Genomic DNA, 19181 nt, shown 5'->3' with positions numbered 1-19181 from the left:
GATTAAAAGCAGCAGCTTATTCAGCAGCTAGCTTTTCTTCTTCTGCAGGTGCTGCTTCTTCAGCCGGTGCTGCGGCAGCTTCAGCTGCTACATTCTTTGCTTCTTCCGCTGCTTCTGCTTCTAGCTTCGCACGATCTTCTGCACGCGTTTGCTTACCTGGAGTTTTCACGTCTTTCTTCGGCTTAATAGCGAAGTCAGTTACGGGCTCCATTGCGCCAGCGGCAACGAGGATTTTTTCCATACGTTCTGTTGGGCGAGCACCTTTGCTCATCCATGTTTTCACCTTTTCAAGGTCAATCACCAAACGCGCTTCGTTCTCTTTAGGAAGCAATGGGTTAAACGTACCCAATTTCTCGATGAATTTACCATCACGCGGAGAGCGCACATCAGCGACTACGATACGGTAGAAAGGACGTTTTTTGGTGCCACCACGGGCTAGACGAATTTTAACAGACATAATTACCTAAAGTGTTTTATAGATTTCAAGACGGTGCAAATAGCACTCTTAGCCAGAGAAATAAAGCCTTTTATTGCGATATTGATGCAAAAATATCGGCGGCCGCTTGTGCAGGCTCCGCATTTTGCGCGATTGGGCGGCCAATAACGAGATAATTTGACCCCTCATCCACCGCATCTTTAGGCGTCATAATGCGCTTCTGGTCGCCCTTAGCGCTTCCTGATGGACGAATCCCCGGCGTTACGAGTGTAAAATCGGAACCGATACGTGCGCGAAGGGCAGAAATTTCGCGCGGACTACAAACAATCCCGTCCAAACCGCTATCTTTTGCCAAGTCAGCAAGATCTAGCACTTGCTGTTCAACCGGTTTATCCACCCCTACCCTGCCTAAATCGGCTTGATCCATACTGGTCAGCACCGTGACCCCAACGATCTTCGGCGAGTTAGGCAAGCTCAATGCCGCTTCTTTTGCCGCACGCATCATATCGCCGCCCCCACAGGCATGAACGGTCATCATGAAGCAATTAATACCCGCTGTCGCACGAATAGCACCGGCTACCGTATTGGGAATATCATGGAATTTCAGGTCCAAAAACACCGGCATATCACCCGCAACGTAATTAACGCCTTGCGCACCATTGGCGACGAAAAACTCTAAGCCCAGTTTAATGCCGCCCACATGCGGTGCGACAGACCGCGCTAAGCCGCGTGCTTTCTCTAAATCGACCGTATCAATGGCCACTAAAATTGGATTGTGCATCGTTCTCTTTCACCCTGTGTTGGAGTGTTTTCTCTTAAATCAGGTTATGACAGGCAATAAAAGCCGCCGCAACCCTTAATTTCTCACGCTTTATTAAGGGTTTCGTCATCAAACCGTAACCCGATTTTCGTATAATGTAACAGTATGAATGTATCTACGACACAAAATCCGAGCTGGAAACAGCGTATGGAGCAGGGCCAAAACAAGCCACGCCCGATGGATTTACGTGTGTCTGATGCCTCCAAAGTGCAGGCTCGCCCTGTCTCGCTAGGCCGCGCAATCACCAAATCACTCGAATACATGCGCGACCACCCGGTCGACTTCGTCATCTCTGTCGGAACCTTTATCGCCGCGAAGGCACTCGTGACCATGGCATTCCCTGTTTTAGCCGGAATTGCTGCCGCGATGCTCACCGCAGGAATACTCGGCGTCGGACGTAGCCTTAATCAAGAAACCCGAGCGCGCACCCGCCGTGTCGATCAGCTCTATAAGCGCACCGATAACCCAACCCCTGAAGATCTAGCGAAAGCCAAACATATTGATATGGCCGGCGTCATCGAAACGGGCTTCAAACGCGCGGCACTTACCGGTATTATCGGGAGCGTGACCGGCATATTCTTAACCTCGCTGTTTGAGAATGTCAGCTTTGGTGGCAGCCACAATTACAGCGACCATGCTTACGGCACTCATACCTTCAATGTACCTGGAGATGTAGAATATCAGAAATTCCTAGAGGACCTCGCAGATGACGAATCAAGAGCTTCAGGCTTGTATCAAGCCGAGAATAGCAAACACTTTGTCGGCAAGTATCAATTTGGTGAACCGGCAATGGTGGAGACAGGCTATTACAGTTGGACGGATGAAAGCGGCACCCCAGTTGATAAAACAAACTGGCGATACACAAAGGGAATGGAATGGACCAAAGTCAATAGCTGGGAAGGTATGTGGACAGAGAAAGCACAGGCACTTGGCATTAACAGCACCGAAGATTTTAAAAACAATCCCGCCGTTCAAGAACAAGCAGTGCGGGAATTAATGCAATCTAATTGGGAAGATATTATCTATTATGAACTCGATGATTATATAGGTCAAACCTTTGAAGATCGGCATGGCAATAGTTTCAAAGTCACCCCAGGTGGCCTCCTTCGTGGCGCCCATCTAGGTGGCGTAGGCGGAGTCAAAACCTTCCTAGAACATGGTGGCATTGGTGATTGGGATGCAAGCGATGGCAGAACGCGTGTTTCTGACTATATGTTCGCTGGCGAGAAGTTTAATGTTCCATTTGAAGCTGGCACCAAAACACAAATTCCTTACCACCCGCCTCACTCGGCGGATTGCCTGAGCGGCATTTCACATACATGGCCGGTTGATCCGAACGTCACCGTTACCACGGGTAGCGAATATGGCATGCGAATGCACCCTGTCCACCATGTCATGAAACTTCATACTGGATTGGACATTCGTGCCGCTGCTGGCACCGATGTACTCGCATCCGCTGATGGCGTGGTTCATCAGGTGAATCGTGGCTGGAATGGCGGCTGGGGCAATCAAATTGTTCTCCAGCATGCAGATGGTAATTTCAGTCTGTATAATCACCTATCAAATATTCAAGTGTTTGAAGGCAGTAAAGTAATAATGGGGCAAGATATTGGCGGCGTGGGCACAACAGGCGTTTCCACCGGAAACCACCTCCATTATGAACTGCGCGCGGATTCTGATGGCAATGGTAAATATAGCGGTTCGCTGGTTGATAAATCTTATGATCCTAAAGCGTGTATTACCGATGAAAGTGGCAAAGGTCGTGTCCTCGTGAACACCTATATCGCAAGCAATGCCCCCTCAAGATAGGTTTTGGATTGATTAAACACACAAGATCGGCTCTATTTTACTTATGATAAATCCTCCTCCCCCCACTTTAACCGGCCATGAAGAAGCGGTGATTTTATTCACTGCCGAAACCAATGATGGACGCCCGTTTCACGCCTATATTAAACTCACCTTGCTGAAGCTTGCGGAGTTTCAGGAGGCGCAACAAAAAAGCGCGCCGATTGATTTAAACCGCCTAGGTAACGTGCTGGAAACCGGCTGGGGGCATGAACCCTCGCCAGAAACTCACGCAAAGATCGTTGCCGAACATGGCGAGGTTATCAACCCTAACTAGGGCTTCAAGCGCATCCACATTTGATACATACCAGCAAACATGTTGAAATCTTTCTTCTCCAACTGGTGCCAGTTATTTAAATGCGTTTGCTTGCGATCATGCGGATAATGTTGCGCATACAGCTTCTCTCTCGCATTATTATCATGCTCGAACCCAAGAAACTCAAAGCCTAACTCATCCAAGATCTCTTCAAGCTTCGGAATCGTGTAGCGATGCTCTTGCACATGGAAAATCAAGTCGCGGCAATCGGACATGGAATAAAAATCAGACCGGCGTACGAGTGCATTCCACTGCGCAACACCTGGCGATAACATAATATCGCGGCGACATTGCCGGATACCTTGCGGAGTGCTCTCATAACCATTCTGTGCAATCCACTCGCGCGCCTGCACCACGAACTGACGTGCTGGGTCACTATAGAGCGCGATTTTCATCACCCCTTCCGGCTTGAGGAGTGACTTCAACACCTTCCAACCGGCAATCGGATCTTCCATATGGTGCAGCACGCCGGCCGATTCGATAATATCAAATGTCTGGTTCAGACTGTCGAGCGACAAGATATCAGCCTGCTTGAGTTCTACTTTATCCGCGAAACCATATTCTTCGATTTTGCTTTTCGCATAGCCCAGGCTGGCGGCACTTAAATCCACCCCCAGCACTTGAGAGTCCTTGTAGCGCGAGGCGACTTGCACGGCATGCTGTCCTGTACCGCAACCCGCGATAAGCACCTGCGGCGGATTCGTAATCCCTGCAAATACGGCAGAAGGCTGCAGAGGCATCACCCGCTGCAATTCGTCCGCTACCGGGCGCGCTTTGGGCAATTGAATCTTTTCCCAACGCGGATAGGGATTCTCTTCATATTGCGCTTTTACCTTTTGCGAGACTTCATCCGTAATCGCGTCGGACGGCGAGATAGAGGCAGCCAATTCTCGCTCACGCATCAGCTGATCTTGTCGGTCCACCGGCGAATAGCACGCTGCGAGCAAAAACTGCCATTCATTTTTCAAATCGAGAGTCTCAAGTTTGACCGTTTCCTCATCGCTTTGCCAGAACACATATTCATTGCGGAAACAAAGCCGTGCTAGCACTTTTAAAAACGGCTTCCATTGCTCTTGTTGCTCTTCGTCCAACTCAGCCAATAGCAGCGCATTACGCACTCGCACCAGCCAATGCTCTAAGGGAGGGCTGGCAATAATATGGCTCTCTAGCAAATTAAAGAGCAGCTCATGTTTAACCGGATGATTTAGAATTTCTGCCTCTGGCAGCTTTGTCCAATCTCGGATTTTCTTATCCAAAACAAGGAAGAACATTCCGATATTAAGGAACACGATAGCAATCTGGGAAGGCTCAGTGAGCCGCTTATTAAGCAATTGCAGAATATGCGCAGGGGCAGCACTAAGCTTCACCCGCTGCAACACATCCATATAATTCACCCAGAACGCATCTTCAGATGGCTCCATCGTGATCGCACGCGTCAAAAGTTCATAAGAGCGATTAGGCTCCGTCGCCATCAACCTGACCGCTAGCTGATTGCATCCCGCTGCCGTCGAAAGCATCGCTTTCTCTTGCTGCTTTTGCGCTTTTTCTTGCGCGCGTTTTTCTGCTCTATTCATAGAGCCATACTAAACACGTAAAACAGAAATCTCAATCAAAGGTCGCTTGCCTAGCTCCGCTTTCACAATTTTACGCACAGCAGTACGCACACGCTGTTCTAACGGTTTGCTGGCTTTGCGATCTTCTAATGTATTATCGATCGCCGCCGCCATTTCTTCCAAAATATCCGCATCGTCCCGCGCATCTAAACAGCCCGGCGCAATAATGCCCGGCTTTTCGATTAGGCGGTTATCTTCCATCGCCAATGCAATAAAGATAATCCCCTCATCACGAATACGACGGCGTTGACCGAAGATCTTACTATCCGTTGGCGTAAGCACTTTGCCATCAACCGCGATGTAACCGCTATCCACCGTACCGACTTGCTTGGCTTCTCCTTCTTTCAGAAGGATCACCGCGCCGTTGCTGGCCTTGACTGTTTCTTTCACGCCTAAGCTTGTCGCAAGCGTCATATGCTCACGCAAATGACGCGCTTCGCCGTGTACCGGCACCGAGATTGCCGGCTGTACCATTTTGTACATTTCCGTCAGCTCCTCGCGGGCTGGATGGCCTGATACGTGAATATCATGTTTATGCGCCGTGATAATCTCAACATTCATTTCCACCAGCTGATTTTGCATATAGGCGATGCGTGATTCATTACCTGGAATATCTTTCGAGGAGAAAATCACCGTATCTTTCGCGGCCAAACGAATCTTTGGATGATCGCTGCAGGCCATGCGGCTAAGCGCTGCACGCGGCTCGCCCTGACAACCCGTTGCGATAATCATACACTCACCACGCGGAACAGACATCGCATTATCCGCATCTAACAAAGGCGGGCAATCTTTCAAATAGCCAGAATCTTTCGCCGCACCAACGATGCGTCCAAAACTGCGGCCTGCCATAAAGATTTTACGACCCGCCGCTTCACCGGCTTTAATGATCGATTCCAACCGTGCGAGGTTAGAAGCAAAAGTCGATACCACGACACGATTCTCACAAGCCGCAATCTTCTTGAATAGCTCTTCTTTCACGCCCGCTTCAGAACCACTGGTGCCTTCAACAAATACATTGGTCGAATCGCAGACCATCGCCATCACGCCAGCATCACCAAATTTGGTAAGCGTCGCTTTATCGGTCACAGCGCCCACGACAGGTTCAGGGTCAAGCTTCCAATCGCCCGTGTGCATCACCACACCCGCATCAGTCGTAATCGCAATCGCCTGCATTTCAGGGATCGAGTGCGTCAGATCAATCATGTCGAGCTTGAACGGGCCGAGCTCTAGATGACTGCCCTGCTCTACTTCACGAATATCCATGCCTTCAATGCCTTCACCCTTTAGTTTGGCTTTGAGCACGTTGGCGGTAAAGGCCGTCGCATAGATCGGGCAATTGACCACATCATAAAGATACGGCACCGCGCCTAGGTGATCCTCATGCGCATGGGTCAGCACGAGGCCGACTAGATCATCGCCAATCACATCTTCAATAAAGCGAGTATCGGGCACAATCACATCCGCGCCCGGAAGATAGTCATTGGTAAAACCAATACCCATATCGATCATCAACCACTTGCCTTTATGGCGGTAGAGATTCAGGTTCATCCCAATTTCATTCGACCCACCAAGTGGCACAAAAATTATCTCATTTTCATAAGGTTTAAAATTAAAACTCATATTTTTTTTCCGTCATTACTTTCTGGTTATTTTCTTTGGTTAGAACGCTGTTTTTACTCAGCAAGTTTCTTAGCGACCCAATGCAGGCCGCGCATGGTTAAATCGGTATCTAGCGCATCAATCACATCGCAATTCTTGGCAAAGAGCGGGGCGAGGCCACCTGTTGCTATGACTTTTGGTTGATCGGCTAACTCTGCTCGTATCTCTTTAACGATACGCTCGATCAGTCCCAAATAGCCAAAATAAATGCCCGACTGCATCGCAGTTTCGGTGCTGGTGCCAATCGCTTTAACCGGATGTTTAATATCGACCGAGGGTAGCTTCGCCGCCGCACGATGCAGCGCTTCCAATGAGAGGTTCACGCCCGGCGCAATCACACCACCGATATAAGCGCCATTTGCATCGGCCACATCAAAAGTCGTCGCCGTTCCAAAATCCAACACGATCACCGGCATGCCATATTGCTGGGTTGCCGCATAAGCATTCACGAGGCGATCGGCGCCGACCTCTTTCGGGTTATCGAGTTTGACTTCGACTCCCACTTTGCTCATCAGCTTAGCCGTAATCAATATCGGCTCTTTGCCAAACAACTCTTCAAGCGCAGACAAAATCGCAAAACGACAGCTCGGCACCACACACGCGACGATCGAGCTTTTAACCGTCGAAACCTCAACACCTAAACGTTTCAGAAAGTTCTCCAACCAAAGCGTAAACTCATCCGAAGTGCGCAAGCGGTTCGTCGATAAACGCCATTGGCCCACGCACTCATCGCCCTTATAAAGCGCGAAGCCCGTATTCGTATTTCCAATATCAACCGCGAGTATCATCTCTAACTCAACAAAACCTCTCCAGCGCTTAAGCTGATTTCCTTAGCGCCTTTGGGTTTTAATAGCAGATTTCCCGTTTCATCTAAACCGACAAACTTGCCGCTATAGAATTGCTCTCCAACCAGCACTTCCACTTGCTGGCCTTTATGCAGAGAATGGTTCATCCAATATTTGCGTATCGGCTCAAATCCATGATCCTGCCATAGCTGATACCATTCGATAAAGTGATGGATAAAACGTGACAGTACAATTTTGGCGGAAATCAGGTCAACACCCGCATGCTTTAAGCAGGTTGCCGGCAGGTCCATCCCTGCTGGAGCATTCTCAATATTCATGCCCAAGCCCACCACGGCCCAACGCTTAAGCTCACCCGTTTCTTCATCAATCGTCTCAAAAGATTCCAACAATAGGCCGGCCAGCTTTTCACCCTCCAGAAGTAAGTCATTCGGCCATTTCAGCTTCAAATCAGAGTCTGGCAAGAGCGGCGCGACACTCGCATGTGCCGCAGCCGCGGCGACAAATGAAAGCTGCGGAAATTGTCCAAATTCGCAATCCGGCGAAAGCAAGGCGGAGACAAAAAGATTGCCTTTTTGCGAGATCCAATCGCGGCCCCTACGCCCGCGTCCGCCACTTTGTGCATGGGTCCAAATGAAGGCACCATGTGCGCCGCCACCTTCAGCCAATCGACGTGCTTCTTCATTAGTGCTATCCAACTGCTGATAGGTCAATAGATGATAATCGTCGATTAAGGGCGCGCGGCGTTTGCTTTCAGCTGAGCCTTCTAGAGCCACAATGCACCTGCCGCTGCGTGAGCCGCTTCAATCAAAGGTGCAGGTATCACAATGTAAAGCAGCGTTACCGCAGCACAGGCACATAACACGAGCTTCAAACTCCCTGTCATCTCCGCATCGAAACCATCACGTTCCGCATCAAAATACATCACCTTCACCACACGTAGGTAATAGTAAGCACCAATCACGCTCGTCAACACACCGATGATAGCGAGACCTATCAAGCCTGCATTAAGTGCGGCGAGGAACACATAAAACTTACCGAAGAAACCCGCAAGCGGCGGAATCCCCGCGAGCGAGAACATAAACGCCGCCATCAGAAGCGCAAAGTAGGGATGCTTCTGTGCAATGCCACCGAGCTCATCAATCGACTCAACCGCTTTGCCATCGCGCTGCATCAACAAAACGCAACCAAAGGCACCAATACTCATAAAGATATAAAGCGCGAGATAAATTAACACGGCTTGCAAACCTTCTTGCGTGCCAGCAGCAATCGCCACCAATACATAGCCGACATGGCCAATCGAACTAAAGGCAAGCATACGCTTAATATTGGTTTGCACCATCGCCCCTAAAGCACCGATAATCATCGAAGCGACGGAGACGAAAATAATAATCTGCTGCCATTGCATGATCCAATCACCCAGCGGCTCCAGTAACAAACGAACCAGCACTAAAACCGCTGCTACTTTCGGCACGGTTGAGAGGAAGGCCGTCACCGGAGTCGGCGCACCTTGATACACATCCGGCGCCCACATATGGAAGGGCACTGCCGAAATCTTAAAGCAGAAACCTACCAGCAAGAAAATCATGCCCAGTAAGATTCCAAATTGCTGCACAGAGAGCTGTGCGAAACTTCCCGAACTACCTAGAAACTCTCCCATCGCCATAAAGTTGGTCGTTCCCGTAAAGCCATAAAGGTAAGAGATACCAAACAAAATCAAACCGGATGCGAGTGAGCCCAGCACGAAATATTTCATCCCCGCTTCCGTCGCCATGCGATCATCACGATGATAGGCCGTTAGCACATAAAGCGAGAGGCTCATGAGCTCTAGCCCAAGATAGAGCGAGAGCATATCTGCCGACGACACCATCAGGCACATGCCGAGACTTGCCAGCATCATGAGCAGCGGAAACTCAAAGCGATCGCCTTGGTCAATGCCACGCTTCCAATAAGAAGCAAGAACCATCGCCAGCAAGGTCGATAGCAGGATCAGAACTTTAGCAAATTGCGTAAAGCCATCCACCTGCACCAACCCATTCATCAAAAACTCGGGCGCACCAGACGGCAAATTAATCGCAAAATAAAGCGCGCACACGACACCGATAGGCGCTGCTGCCTGCACAAATTGACGACCACTCGCACCACCATAAAGGCCAGCAAGCATCAAAAGAATCGTCGCCGCAAAGAGTGTTAATTCGGGCATCAGGAAGAGTAAATCAATCCATGAAAACATTACTGAACTCCCCCTTCAATGGTGATTTGAGTCAAAAGATTATTAACCGGCGCATGTAGCAATTCCAATAAGGGGTCAGGATAAACCCCTAACCAGATAACCGCCACACCTAACACGCTAAACATAACAGTTTCGCGTGCTTCTAGATCTTTCAGTTTCTTCAATTCATTACGAACCAAGTCACCAAATGCAACACGGCGGTAAAGCATGAGCGCATAAGCCGCACCCAGCACCAAGCCCGTCGCCAAACCGAACGCTAACCAGCTACTCGCCTGATAGGCACCAATCAGCACGAGGAACTCACCCGTAAAGCCAGAGGTCGCGGGCAAGCCAACTGAAGCCATCGTGAAGAAGAGGAAAAAGAACGCATACCACGGCATAACCTTCGCCACTCCACCATAACGCGCAATCTCACGCGTATGCACACGATCATACACCACACCCACGCAGATAAAGAGCGCGCCTGAGATCAGACCATGCGAGATCATCTGCACCATCGCACCTTCAATCCCTTGCTGGTTGAAAGCAAATAAACCTGCCGTCACAAAGCCCATATGCGCGACCGAAGAATAAGCAATTAGCTTTTTCATATCTTCCTGCACGAGTGCCACAAGCGAGGTATAAATTACGGCGATAATACTCAAACTCCATATGAATGGCGTAAAGTAATGCGAGGCCTCTGGCAGCATTGGCAGGCTAAAACGAATAAAGCCATAGCCGCCCATTTTCAGCAAGATACCCGCCAGAATAACCGAACCCGCCGTAGGCGCTTGTACATGCGCATCGGGTAGCCACGTATGGAAAGGGAACATCGGCACCTTCACCGCAAAACTTGCAAACATGGCGAGCCATAAAATATTCTGCACATGACTGGCCGAACTCGGCGAGAGCTCCATCAGCTCCGGAATGCTGGTCGTGCCATGTGTATAATACAGCCAAAGAATAGCGAGCAAGAATAGTACCGAGCCAAGCAACGTATAGAGGAAGAATTTGTAAGCCGCATAAACCCGGTTATTGCCGCCCCAAACACCGATAATTAGGAACATCGGAATGAGCATACCCTCAAAAAATACGTAGAATAACAACGCATCTAGCGAACAAAATACACCAATGATGAAGCTCTCCAGAACAAGGAACGAGAGCATAAATTCACGTACACGCGTCTTCACCCCTTTCCAGCTAGAAAGGATACAAATCGGCATCAAGAAAGTCGTCAATAGAAGCAGTGACAGTGAAATACCATCCACCCCTAAATGATAGCTAATACCCTCAGCCACCCACTCATGTTTCTCAACATATTGGAAACCTGCTTGCGAAACATCAAAGCCCGGAAGCACCAGAACGACTGAGGCGATAAAGGTAATCACGGTGACGAATAGTGCCGTTAATTTGGCATTACGCGCCGCTTGCTCACCTTCGGATTCGCGCACGAATAGGAAGATCGCAGCAGCACCAATGAGGGGCAATGCTAGAAGTAGAGATAACACAGGTAATGTACTCATGATGCACCTCCTCGCACTAAATACCACGTTACAAGCAGCACCAATCCAGCCAACATCATAAAGGCATAATGATAGAGATAGCCTGTCTGCGTTTTACCGACTTTAACGGCGAAATAGTGCGAGACCGCAGCGAAGCCATTTGGCCCTAAACCATCAATCACTTTAGTATCCCAGAACTTGCTGAAATGGCGCCCCATCGCAATCGCTCCACGAATGAAAATCGCACGGTAAAGCTCGTCAAAATACCATTTATTAAGCAAGAACGTATAAATCGGTTGGAAACGTTTCGCAAAAGCAGCCGGTAGTTTCGGACATTTAATATAGAACACCCAAGCCAGGAAAATACCCGACAACGCCACAATCAGTGGAACCATTGGCACCCATTTAGGAATATCATGAATGTGATGCAATACGTTATTTTCTTCGGCTACAAAGATCGCTCCACGCCAGAAGGCGCCATCGCCATCGACCATACCAAGCGTGTGGTACCCAATCGCACCCGCAAACACCGCACCAAGCGCCAATAGCGCCAATGGCACCAGCATAACTTTCGGAGATTCATGTGCCGCTTTTAGCGCTTTCTTTTCCATACGCGGCTGCCCGTGGAAGGTCATAAACAATAAACGCCAACTATAGAACGCCGTAAGGAAAGCCGCAGCGACACCCATATAGAAGGCAAAAGCACCATGCGTGCTATGCGCCGCATAAGCTGCCTCGATAATCATATCTTTAGAGTAATAGCCTGAGAAGGGAGGAATCCCTGCAAGCGCCAATGAACCAATCCACATCAGCGCACAGGTGATAGGAACTTTTTTCGCGAGCCCTCCCATTTTGCGCATATCTTGCTCATGGTGAAGCGCGTGAATCACCGAGCCTGCACCAAGGAATAATAGCGCCTTAAAGAAACCGTGAGTCAGCAAGTGGAACATCCCCGCTGCATAAGCGGACACCCCACAGGCAAAGAACATATAGCCCAATTGTGAACAGGTCGAATAAGCGATCACCCGCTTAATATCATTTTGCACCAAGCCAACCGTTGCCGCGAAAATCGCCGTCGCCGCACCCACATAAGTCACCAACTGCAACGCTACGGGCGAAAGTTCAAAGAGAGGCGACATACGCGCGACTAAAAATATACCTGCCGTTACCATCGTCGCCGCATGAATGAGGGCCGAAACCGGAGTCGGACCTTCCATCGCATCGGGCAACCATGTGTGCAAACCAAGCTGCGCAGACTTACCCATCGCGCCGATAAAGAGCAGAATACAAATCACCGTCATCGCGTGATATTCACTGCCCAAGAACATGATCGTCGCATCCGCTTGGCTCGAAGCAAGAGCGAAAATTTCATCAAAACGTACCGTATCGAACATCATGTAAATCGCGAAAATCCCGAGCGCAAAGCCGAAATCCCCCACACGGTTGACGATAAAGGCTTTCATCGCTGCCGCATTGGCCGACTCTTTGTGATACCAAAAACCAATCAGCAAGTAAGAGCACAGCCCTACCCCTTCCCAACCAAGGAAGAGTTGAACCAAGTTATCCGCCGTCACCAGCATTAACATGAAGAAGGTAAAGAGCGACAAATACGCCATAAAGCGCGGCTTACAAGGTTCTTCGCTCATATAACCAATCGAGTAAACATGCACGAGAGCCGATACGCTCGTCACCAACAGCATCATCGCTGATGAAAGCATATCCACGCGCAATGCCCAGCGCACATCGAAGCTACCTGATGTAATCCAGCTACCAATATCGAGGGTGAAAGTCTCTGCACCCATCGATAATTTAATGAACAAAATCCACGCAAAAAGCGCCGCCCCTGCCACACAAGTACTGGTGAAAATTTGCGACGTATTATGCGCGATACGGTTCCATGTAAAACCTACAACGACCGCCGCAATGAGCGGAAGGAATACAACCAATTGAGCTAGCTCATTCATTTGGCAGCCTCCTCTTGTGTCAACTGACCAATTTCTTCTACCGCAATTGAGCCTGCATTACGGAAGAATACCACGAGAATTGCAAGGCCGATAGCCGCTTCCGCCGCCGCTACGGTTAGAATAAAGACGGTAAATACTTGCCCCACTAAATCTTGCAAAGCAACCGAGAACACCACCATATTAATGTTAACAGCCAATAGCATCAGCTCAATCGACATAAGCAGCGTAATGATATTTTTACGGTTGAGGAAAATTCCACAAATGCCGATGACAAAAAGTAATGCCGCCACGATAAGGTAGTGAGTCACATCAATCGACTCAAACAAAGACGTATTCATTATGCCGCTCCCTCACCTGGTTTCACATTGACCAGCTTTAGCGCATCGCTACGTTTGCGCGCCAGTTGCTGATTGATATTTTGTTTACGCGAACGTTTTTTACCGCGCAGCGTAAGCACAATAGCACCAATCATCGCTACCAAAAGGATAATGCCCGACACTTGGAATGCGTAGATATAATCCGTGTAGAGAATCCGGCCAATCGCCAACGTATTGCTCACTTCAGACGCATCCGGCGTCGGATGGGTGGCCACCGCTTTGACTAATTCTGTTTGCTGTAATGCGCCAAAAACGAGATAGAGTTCGGCAAATAAAAGCACAGCAACTCCGCCACCAATCGGTAAATATTTTAAGAAGCCTTGTCGCGCTGCTGCCAAATCAACATCGAGCATCATAACCACAAACAGGAACAATACTGCGACTGCACCCACATAAACAATCACCAAGGTCATGGCGATATATTCTGCACCCAGCAGCACGAACAAACCGGCTGCATTAAAGAAGCAGAAGATCAGAAATAATACCGAATGCACGGGATTACGTGATGAAATCACCGCGAAAGCGGAGAGCACCATCACCGTCGATAAAACGTAAAATGTAAGTGTTGCAATTTCCATCATCTATTACCTGTAAGGTGCGTCTGCGACTAAATTAGCTGCAATCGCATCTTCCCAGCGTTCTCCGTTATCGAGTAATTTATCTTTATTATACCAAAGCTCTTCGCGTGTTTCCGTCGCAAATTCAAAGTTCGGACCCTGCACAATAGCATCCACCGGGCAGGCTTCCTGACAGAAACCGCAATAGATACATTTGACCATATCAATATCGTAACGCGTAGTACGACGACTACCATCTTCACGTTCTTCCGCTTCAATCGTGATCGCTTGCGCCGGACAAATCGCCTCGCATAATTTACAAGCGATACAGCGCTCTTCACCATTTTCATAACGGCGCAACGCATGCTCACCTCGAAAACGCGGGCTTAGCGGACCTTTTTCGTAAGGGTAATTGATCGTCACTTTTGGCTTGAAGAAATACTTCAACGTCATAAACAAGCCGGAAAAAATTTCGAGCAATAAAAACGCATTTAAGAAACGGGCTAAGCTCATTACTGGGTCACCTCTTGGATTTGAGTTTCAATCTGAACAGGCGCTGGCTCTGCAACATTTTGCGCTTCATCGCCGTAAACGACATAGGCGCCAGTCAAAGCCACCCATAGTAATGAGAGCGGCAAGAATACCTTCCAACCCAAACGCATCAATTGATCATAACGGTAGCGCGGCAGTGAGGCACGCATCCAAATAAAGGCAAACAGGATGAACGAAATCTTTAACGCAAACCAGATCGGGCCTGAAATAAATTCAAGCGACTCATGCGGCGCAAGATAGCCGCCTAAGAACAGAACCGTCGCAATCGCCGACATCAAAATCATATTCATATATTCGCCGAGGAAAAAGAGAGCGAAGGTCATCGAAGAATATTCAACATTATAACCCGCTACCAGCTCTGCTTCCGCTTCCGGTAAGTCAAAGGGGTGGCGATTCGTTTCCGCTAGGATTGAGATAAAGAACAAAATGAACATCGGGAATAAACCCGTGAATACGAACCATCCATCACGCTGCGCTTCAATAATTTCGGTCAAATTCAGTGAGCCAACCAGCAGTAGCACGCACACAATCACAAAGCCGATAGAGACTTCGTACGAGACCATTTGCGCCGCAGAACGAATGGCGCCGAGGAAGGCGTATTTTGAGTTACTCGCCCAACCTGCCATGATCACGCCGTAAACACCAAGACTCGAGATGGCGAGCAAATACAAGATGCCTACATTGATATCGGCAATCACAAATTCCGCTGAAAATGGTATCACGGCCCAGCCAACCAACGCCAAAACAAAGGTCAACATCGGCGCGAGAATAAAGACAATCGGGCTAGCATGCGTCGGAATGATCGTCTCTTTCATAAAGAGCTTCAAGCCATCAGCAAACGGTTGCAACAAGCCAAACGGCCCCACCACATTTGGCCCTTTACGCAACTGCATCGCCGCAATCACCTTACGCTCTGCATAAGTCAGATACGCCATTAAAATCATCAATGGTACCGCTACGAGCAGAATTTTTCCGATGATAATTAGCAACGGTAAAAAAGGTTCAATCAGGTTAAGGAACTCTTGCAGCATTACGCAGCCTCCCCTTTGCTTTTCTGTGAGGATTTACCGTCAATGAAAACTGCCGTACATTCTGCCATCGTCGCTGATGCACGCGAAATCGCGTCCGTCATATAATAGTTCGTGAAATAGGTTGAAAGCTTATTTCCACCAAATTTAAACGTCTTACGTGGGCGGGTATTAGAAAGAGCCGCCACCGGCTTCACATCTAACTCGCCTAAATGCGGATGAGCCTTAATCATCTGCGCGCGCAATGTGCTAAGTTCATCGAACGGTAGTTTTCGCCCCAACAACTCAGATAGCGCACGGATAATTTTCCAATCAGGGCGCGCTTCACCCGGTGCAAATGACGCCGCGAAACTACGTTGCACACGGCCTTCCATATTCACGTAAGTCCCATCCTGCTCCGTATAAGCTGCAGACGGCAAAATCACATCGGCACGATGCGCACCATTATCGCCGTGGTGACCTTGATAAATCACGAAACAATTGCCGCCAATTTGCGACATATCCAGCTCATCTGCGCCAAGCAAATAAAGCATCTCGATTTCACCTGAGCGACTCGCTTCAAGCATCTCAGCGCTATCAAACCCGCCTTTGGCTGGCATAAAACCAACATCCAGCGCACCGGTTCGCGAGGCTGAAGTTTGCAAAACATTAAAGCCATTCCACGTTTTAAGATCGGTTGATTCTTGCGCTAGCGTACGCGCTGCCGCATAAATTTCCTGTCCATCATCGCGCTGCATCGCCGCTTGGCCAACAATGATAAGCGGACGTTTTGCTTTTTTCAATATTTTCGCAAACTCGCCGTTTCCAGAAATTAATTCGCCCAAAACAGCAGGCGATTCACCCAGCCACTCCACAGGGTAAGTCAGTGCAGTTTCTTGCCCAATCACCGCGATTGGCGTTCCGTTATTCAGCCACGCTTTGCGAATACGTGCATTAAGCACCGGTGCTTCTGCACGTGGATTTGTGCCAATGAGCACAATTGCATCCGCTTCTTCGACGCCTGCAAAACCTGAATTAAACAGATATTCACCACGTTCATCTCGCGAAACATAAGTTCCATCCTGACGGCAATCACGGTTGGCAGAGCCCAGCTCATCCATCAGTGTTTTGAGCGCATAAATCGGTTCAACCGGAATCATATCGCCGGTAATAGCGCCTAGTTTTTTCGCGCCTGATTGTTCAAATTTCTCAGAAATCGCAGCAAAAGCTTCATCCCAACTTACGGGCTGGAGCTTACCCTGAACACGCAAATAAGGCGTATCCAAACGCTGACGGCGCAAGCCATCACAGGCATAGCGAGATTTATCGCCGAGCCATTCTTCGTTCACTTCTTCATTGAGGCGAGGAAGTACACGCATCACATTATTACCGCGCACATCAATACGCACATTCGAGCCCATCGCATCATGCACATCGATACTTTCGGTTTTCTTCAATTCCCACGGACGCGCGACAAACGCATACGGACGCGAGGTCAAAGCACCCACGGGGCAAAGATCAATCACATTGCCAGAAAGTTCTGACGCAAACGCCTTACCTTCCGTCGTAATTTCCATATGTTCGCCACGACCAACGGCACCAAGTTCCGGCACGCCCGCCACATCGTCAGCAAAACGAACACAGCGCGTACAGTGAATGCAGCGCGTCATATGAGTTTTAATGAGCGGGCCCATATCCTTCGTTTCAACCGCGCGCTTATGTTCAGCATAGCGGCTAAAGCCGGTACCGTAATTGCGCGCTTGATCTTGCAGATCACACTCACCGCCCTGATCACAAATTGGGCAATCGAGCGGGTGGTTAATGAGAAGGAATTCCATCACGCCTTCGCGTGCTTTTTTCACCATCGGCGTATCGGTTTTCACCGTCATACCCTCAGAAACAGGCAACGCACAAGAGGCAGCAGGCTTTGGCGGGCCGGGGGATACTTCCACCAAACACATACGACAGTTACCGGCAATTTTCAGACGGTCATGGTAGCAAAAACGCGGGATCTCAACACCCGCCTGCTCACACGCCTGAATAACGGTAGAACCGTCAGCAACTTCAATTTCATTTCCATCAATCGTTAATTTAGGCATATCCGTGTTCCTTACGCAGCCCTGTTCTTGTGATATTGCTCAATGCGCTCTTCCAGCTCAGGACGGAAGTGGCGGATGAGTCCTTGCACCGGCCATGCCGCAGCATCGCCAAGTGCGCAAATCGTGTGACCTTCGATCCGGCCTGTTACATCTAACAAGCCGTCAATTTCTTCTGGCATCGCGCGCCCCTCAACCATACGCATCATCACACGTGCAAGCCAACCCGTACCCTCACGACATGGCGTACATTGACCGCACGATTCATGCATATAGAAGGTCGATAGTCGCGCGATCGCAGCAACAATATCGGTCGATTTATCCATGACAATAATACCTGCGGTGCCGAGGCCCGTGCCTTCTGCACGCAGAGAATCAAAATCCATCAGCACCGTATCGCATACGTCTTTAGGAAGCAGAGGAGTCGATGAACCACCCGGAATCACTGCGAGCAGATTATCCCATCCGCCGCGAACGCCGCCGGCATGTTTCTCGATGAGTTCTTTGAGCGGAATGCCCATTTCTTCTTCAACATTACAAGGCGTATTAACATGACCGGAGATACAAAAGATTTTCGTACCCGTATTATTTTCGCGCCCTAAATTCGCAAACCATGCGGGTCCACGACGTAGAATTGTCGGCACAACGGCAATTGATTCCACATTATTCACGGTTGTCGGGCAACCATAGAGGCCAGACATTGCTGGGAAAGGCGGCTTCAAGCGAGGCTGGCCTTTTTTACCTTCCAGTGATTCAATCAATGCCGTTTCTTCACCGCAAATATAAGCACCCGAACCTGCATGCACATACACATCAAAGTCATAGCCACTACCACATGCATCTTTACCGAGCATGCCCGCCGCATAGGCTTCGTTAATGGCCTGTTGCAGATGTTTAATCTCGCGCACAAACTCACCTCGCACATAAATATAAGCCGCGACAGCACGAATTGCAAAACCCGCCACCAAGCAACCTTCAACCAATTTATGCGGGTCGTGGCGTAAAATATCGCGGTCTTTACAGGTACCTGGCTCGCCTTCATCAGCATTCACCACCAGATAAGAGGGGCGACCATCTTTGTTTTCTTTCGGCATGAATGACCATTTCATGCCCGTCGAGAATCCCGCGCCGCCACGACCACGCAAGCCAGAAGCCTTCACCTCGTCGATAATTTTCTCTTGGCCTTTAGCCAATAGACGCTTCGTTCCATTCCAGTCGCCACGCACTTTAGCGCCCTCAAGTTTCCAGTCTAGGAAGCCGTAGAGATTGGTAAAAATACGATCCTGATCTTGCAGCATTATTTCTTACCCTTCTTCGCTGGAGCCTTTTTGGCTGGCGCTTTTTTAGTCACTGTCTTTTTAGGGGCTGCTTTTTTCGCCGCTGGGTTTTTGGCTACAGGCTTTTTCACTGCCGTGGCTTTCG

At 49.2% G+C, this 19181-nt stretch carries 17 protein-coding genes; 2 read left to right on the top strand and 15 right to left on the bottom strand.

The window, feature by feature from the left end; translation table 11 throughout:
• Positions 1-16: 16 nt before the first annotated feature.
• Entirely contained in the window at positions 17-457 is a 441-nt protein-coding gene (gene rpsP / locus P8P30_04705; protein ID MDG1286847.1) for a 30S ribosomal protein S16, read from the bottom strand.
• A gap of 70 nt (positions 458-527) precedes the next feature.
• Positions 528-1217 (bottom strand): orotidine-5'-phosphate decarboxylase, encoded by a 690-nt coding sequence (pyrF, locus tag P8P30_04700; GenBank protein ID MDG1286846.1) that lies wholly within the window; start codon positions 1215-1217, stop codon positions 528-530.
• A gap of 144 nt (positions 1218-1361) precedes the next feature.
• Here pyrF and P8P30_04695 point away from each other — a divergent pair, with 144 nt between their 5' ends.
• On the top strand, positions 1362-3065 hold the full coding sequence (locus P8P30_04695) for a M23 family metallopeptidase (protein ID MDG1286845.1): 1704 nt from the start codon (positions 1362-1364) through the stop codon (positions 3063-3065).
• 43 nt (positions 3066-3108) lie between these two features.
• Positions 3109-3378: a hypothetical protein gene (locus P8P30_04690; GenBank protein ID MDG1286844.1), complete on the top strand. Its 270-nt coding sequence runs from the start codon at positions 3109-3111 to the stop codon at positions 3376-3378.
• On the opposite strand, the gene P8P30_04685 is transcribed toward P8P30_04690, so the two are convergent.
• The 13 genes from P8P30_04685 to nuoF are packed head-to-tail and all read right to left on the bottom strand — an operon-like array spanning position 3375 to position 19057.
• Complete coding sequence (locus P8P30_04685; protein MDG1286843.1) at positions 3375-4991, bottom strand: class I SAM-dependent methyltransferase; 1617 nt, start codon at positions 4989-4991, stop codon at positions 3375-3377. The genes P8P30_04690 and P8P30_04685 overlap by 4 nt on opposite strands.
• A gap of 9 nt (positions 4992-5000) precedes the next feature.
• On the bottom strand, positions 5001-6650 hold the full coding sequence (locus P8P30_04680; GenBank protein MDG1286842.1) for a ribonuclease J: 1650 nt from the start codon (positions 6648-6650) through the stop codon (positions 5001-5003).
• 53 nt (positions 6651-6703) lie between these two features.
• Positions 6704-7477 carry a type III pantothenate kinase gene (locus P8P30_04675; GenBank protein ID MDG1286841.1) on the bottom strand — a complete coding sequence of 258 codons (774 nt, stop codon included), beginning with the start codon at positions 7475-7477 and terminating at the stop codon, positions 6704-6706.
• Between the two features lie 2 nt (positions 7478-7479).
• On the bottom strand, positions 7480-8268 hold the full coding sequence (locus tag P8P30_04670) for a biotin--[acetyl-CoA-carboxylase] ligase (GenBank protein MDG1286840.1): 789 nt from the start codon (positions 8266-8268) through the stop codon (positions 7480-7482).
• Positions 8259-9725, bottom strand: coding sequence for an NADH-quinone oxidoreductase subunit NuoN (gene nuoN / locus P8P30_04665; GenBank protein ID MDG1286839.1), 1467 nt, complete (start codon positions 9723-9725; stop codon positions 8259-8261). Before nuoN ends, P8P30_04670 begins: the two co-directional genes overlap by 10 nt.
• Entirely contained in the window at positions 9725-11227 is a 1503-nt protein-coding gene (locus P8P30_04660) for an NADH-quinone oxidoreductase subunit M (protein ID MDG1286838.1), read from the bottom strand. The genes nuoN and P8P30_04660 overlap by 1 nt, the downstream gene beginning before the upstream one ends.
• Positions 11224-13170: an NADH-quinone oxidoreductase subunit L gene (nuoL, locus tag P8P30_04655; GenBank protein ID MDG1286837.1), complete on the bottom strand. Its 1947-nt coding sequence runs from the start codon at positions 13168-13170 to the stop codon at positions 11224-11226. Before nuoL ends, P8P30_04660 begins: the two co-directional genes overlap by 4 nt.
• Positions 13167-13508, bottom strand: coding sequence for an NADH-quinone oxidoreductase subunit NuoK (gene nuoK / locus P8P30_04650; GenBank protein ID MDG1286836.1), 342 nt, complete (start codon positions 13506-13508; stop codon positions 13167-13169). Before nuoK ends, nuoL begins: the two co-directional genes overlap by 4 nt.
• Positions 13508-14128 (bottom strand): NADH-quinone oxidoreductase subunit J, encoded by a 621-nt coding sequence (locus tag P8P30_04645; protein ID MDG1286835.1) that lies wholly within the window; start codon positions 14126-14128, stop codon positions 13508-13510. The genes nuoK and P8P30_04645 overlap by 1 nt, the downstream gene beginning before the upstream one ends.
• 3 nt (positions 14129-14131) lie before the next feature.
• Positions 14132-14617, bottom strand: coding sequence for an NADH-quinone oxidoreductase subunit NuoI (gene nuoI, locus P8P30_04640; GenBank protein ID MDG1286834.1), 486 nt, complete (start codon positions 14615-14617; stop codon positions 14132-14134).
• Positions 14617-15687: an NADH-quinone oxidoreductase subunit NuoH gene (gene nuoH, locus P8P30_04635; protein MDG1286833.1), complete on the bottom strand. Its 1071-nt coding sequence runs from the start codon at positions 15685-15687 to the stop codon at positions 14617-14619. Before nuoH ends, nuoI begins: the two co-directional genes overlap by 1 nt.
• On the bottom strand, positions 15687-17762 hold the full coding sequence (nuoG, locus tag P8P30_04630) for an NADH-quinone oxidoreductase subunit NuoG (GenBank protein ID MDG1286832.1): 2076 nt from the start codon (positions 17760-17762) through the stop codon (positions 15687-15689). Before nuoG ends, nuoH begins: the two co-directional genes overlap by 1 nt.
• An 11-nt stretch (positions 17763-17773) precedes the next feature.
• Positions 17774-19057 (bottom strand): NADH-quinone oxidoreductase subunit NuoF, encoded by a 1284-nt coding sequence (gene nuoF, locus P8P30_04625; protein ID MDG1286831.1) that lies wholly within the window; start codon positions 19055-19057, stop codon positions 17774-17776.
• Between the last annotated feature and the right edge of the window lie 124 nt (positions 19058-19181).

The organism is Rickettsiales bacterium, assembly GCA_029252805.1.
GTDB lineage: Bacteria > Pseudomonadota > Alphaproteobacteria > Rickettsiales > JALZUV01 > JALZUV01.
The sequence above is the reverse complement of the archived record's forward strand: the minus strand, read 5'-3'. Positions and strand labels throughout refer to the sequence as shown.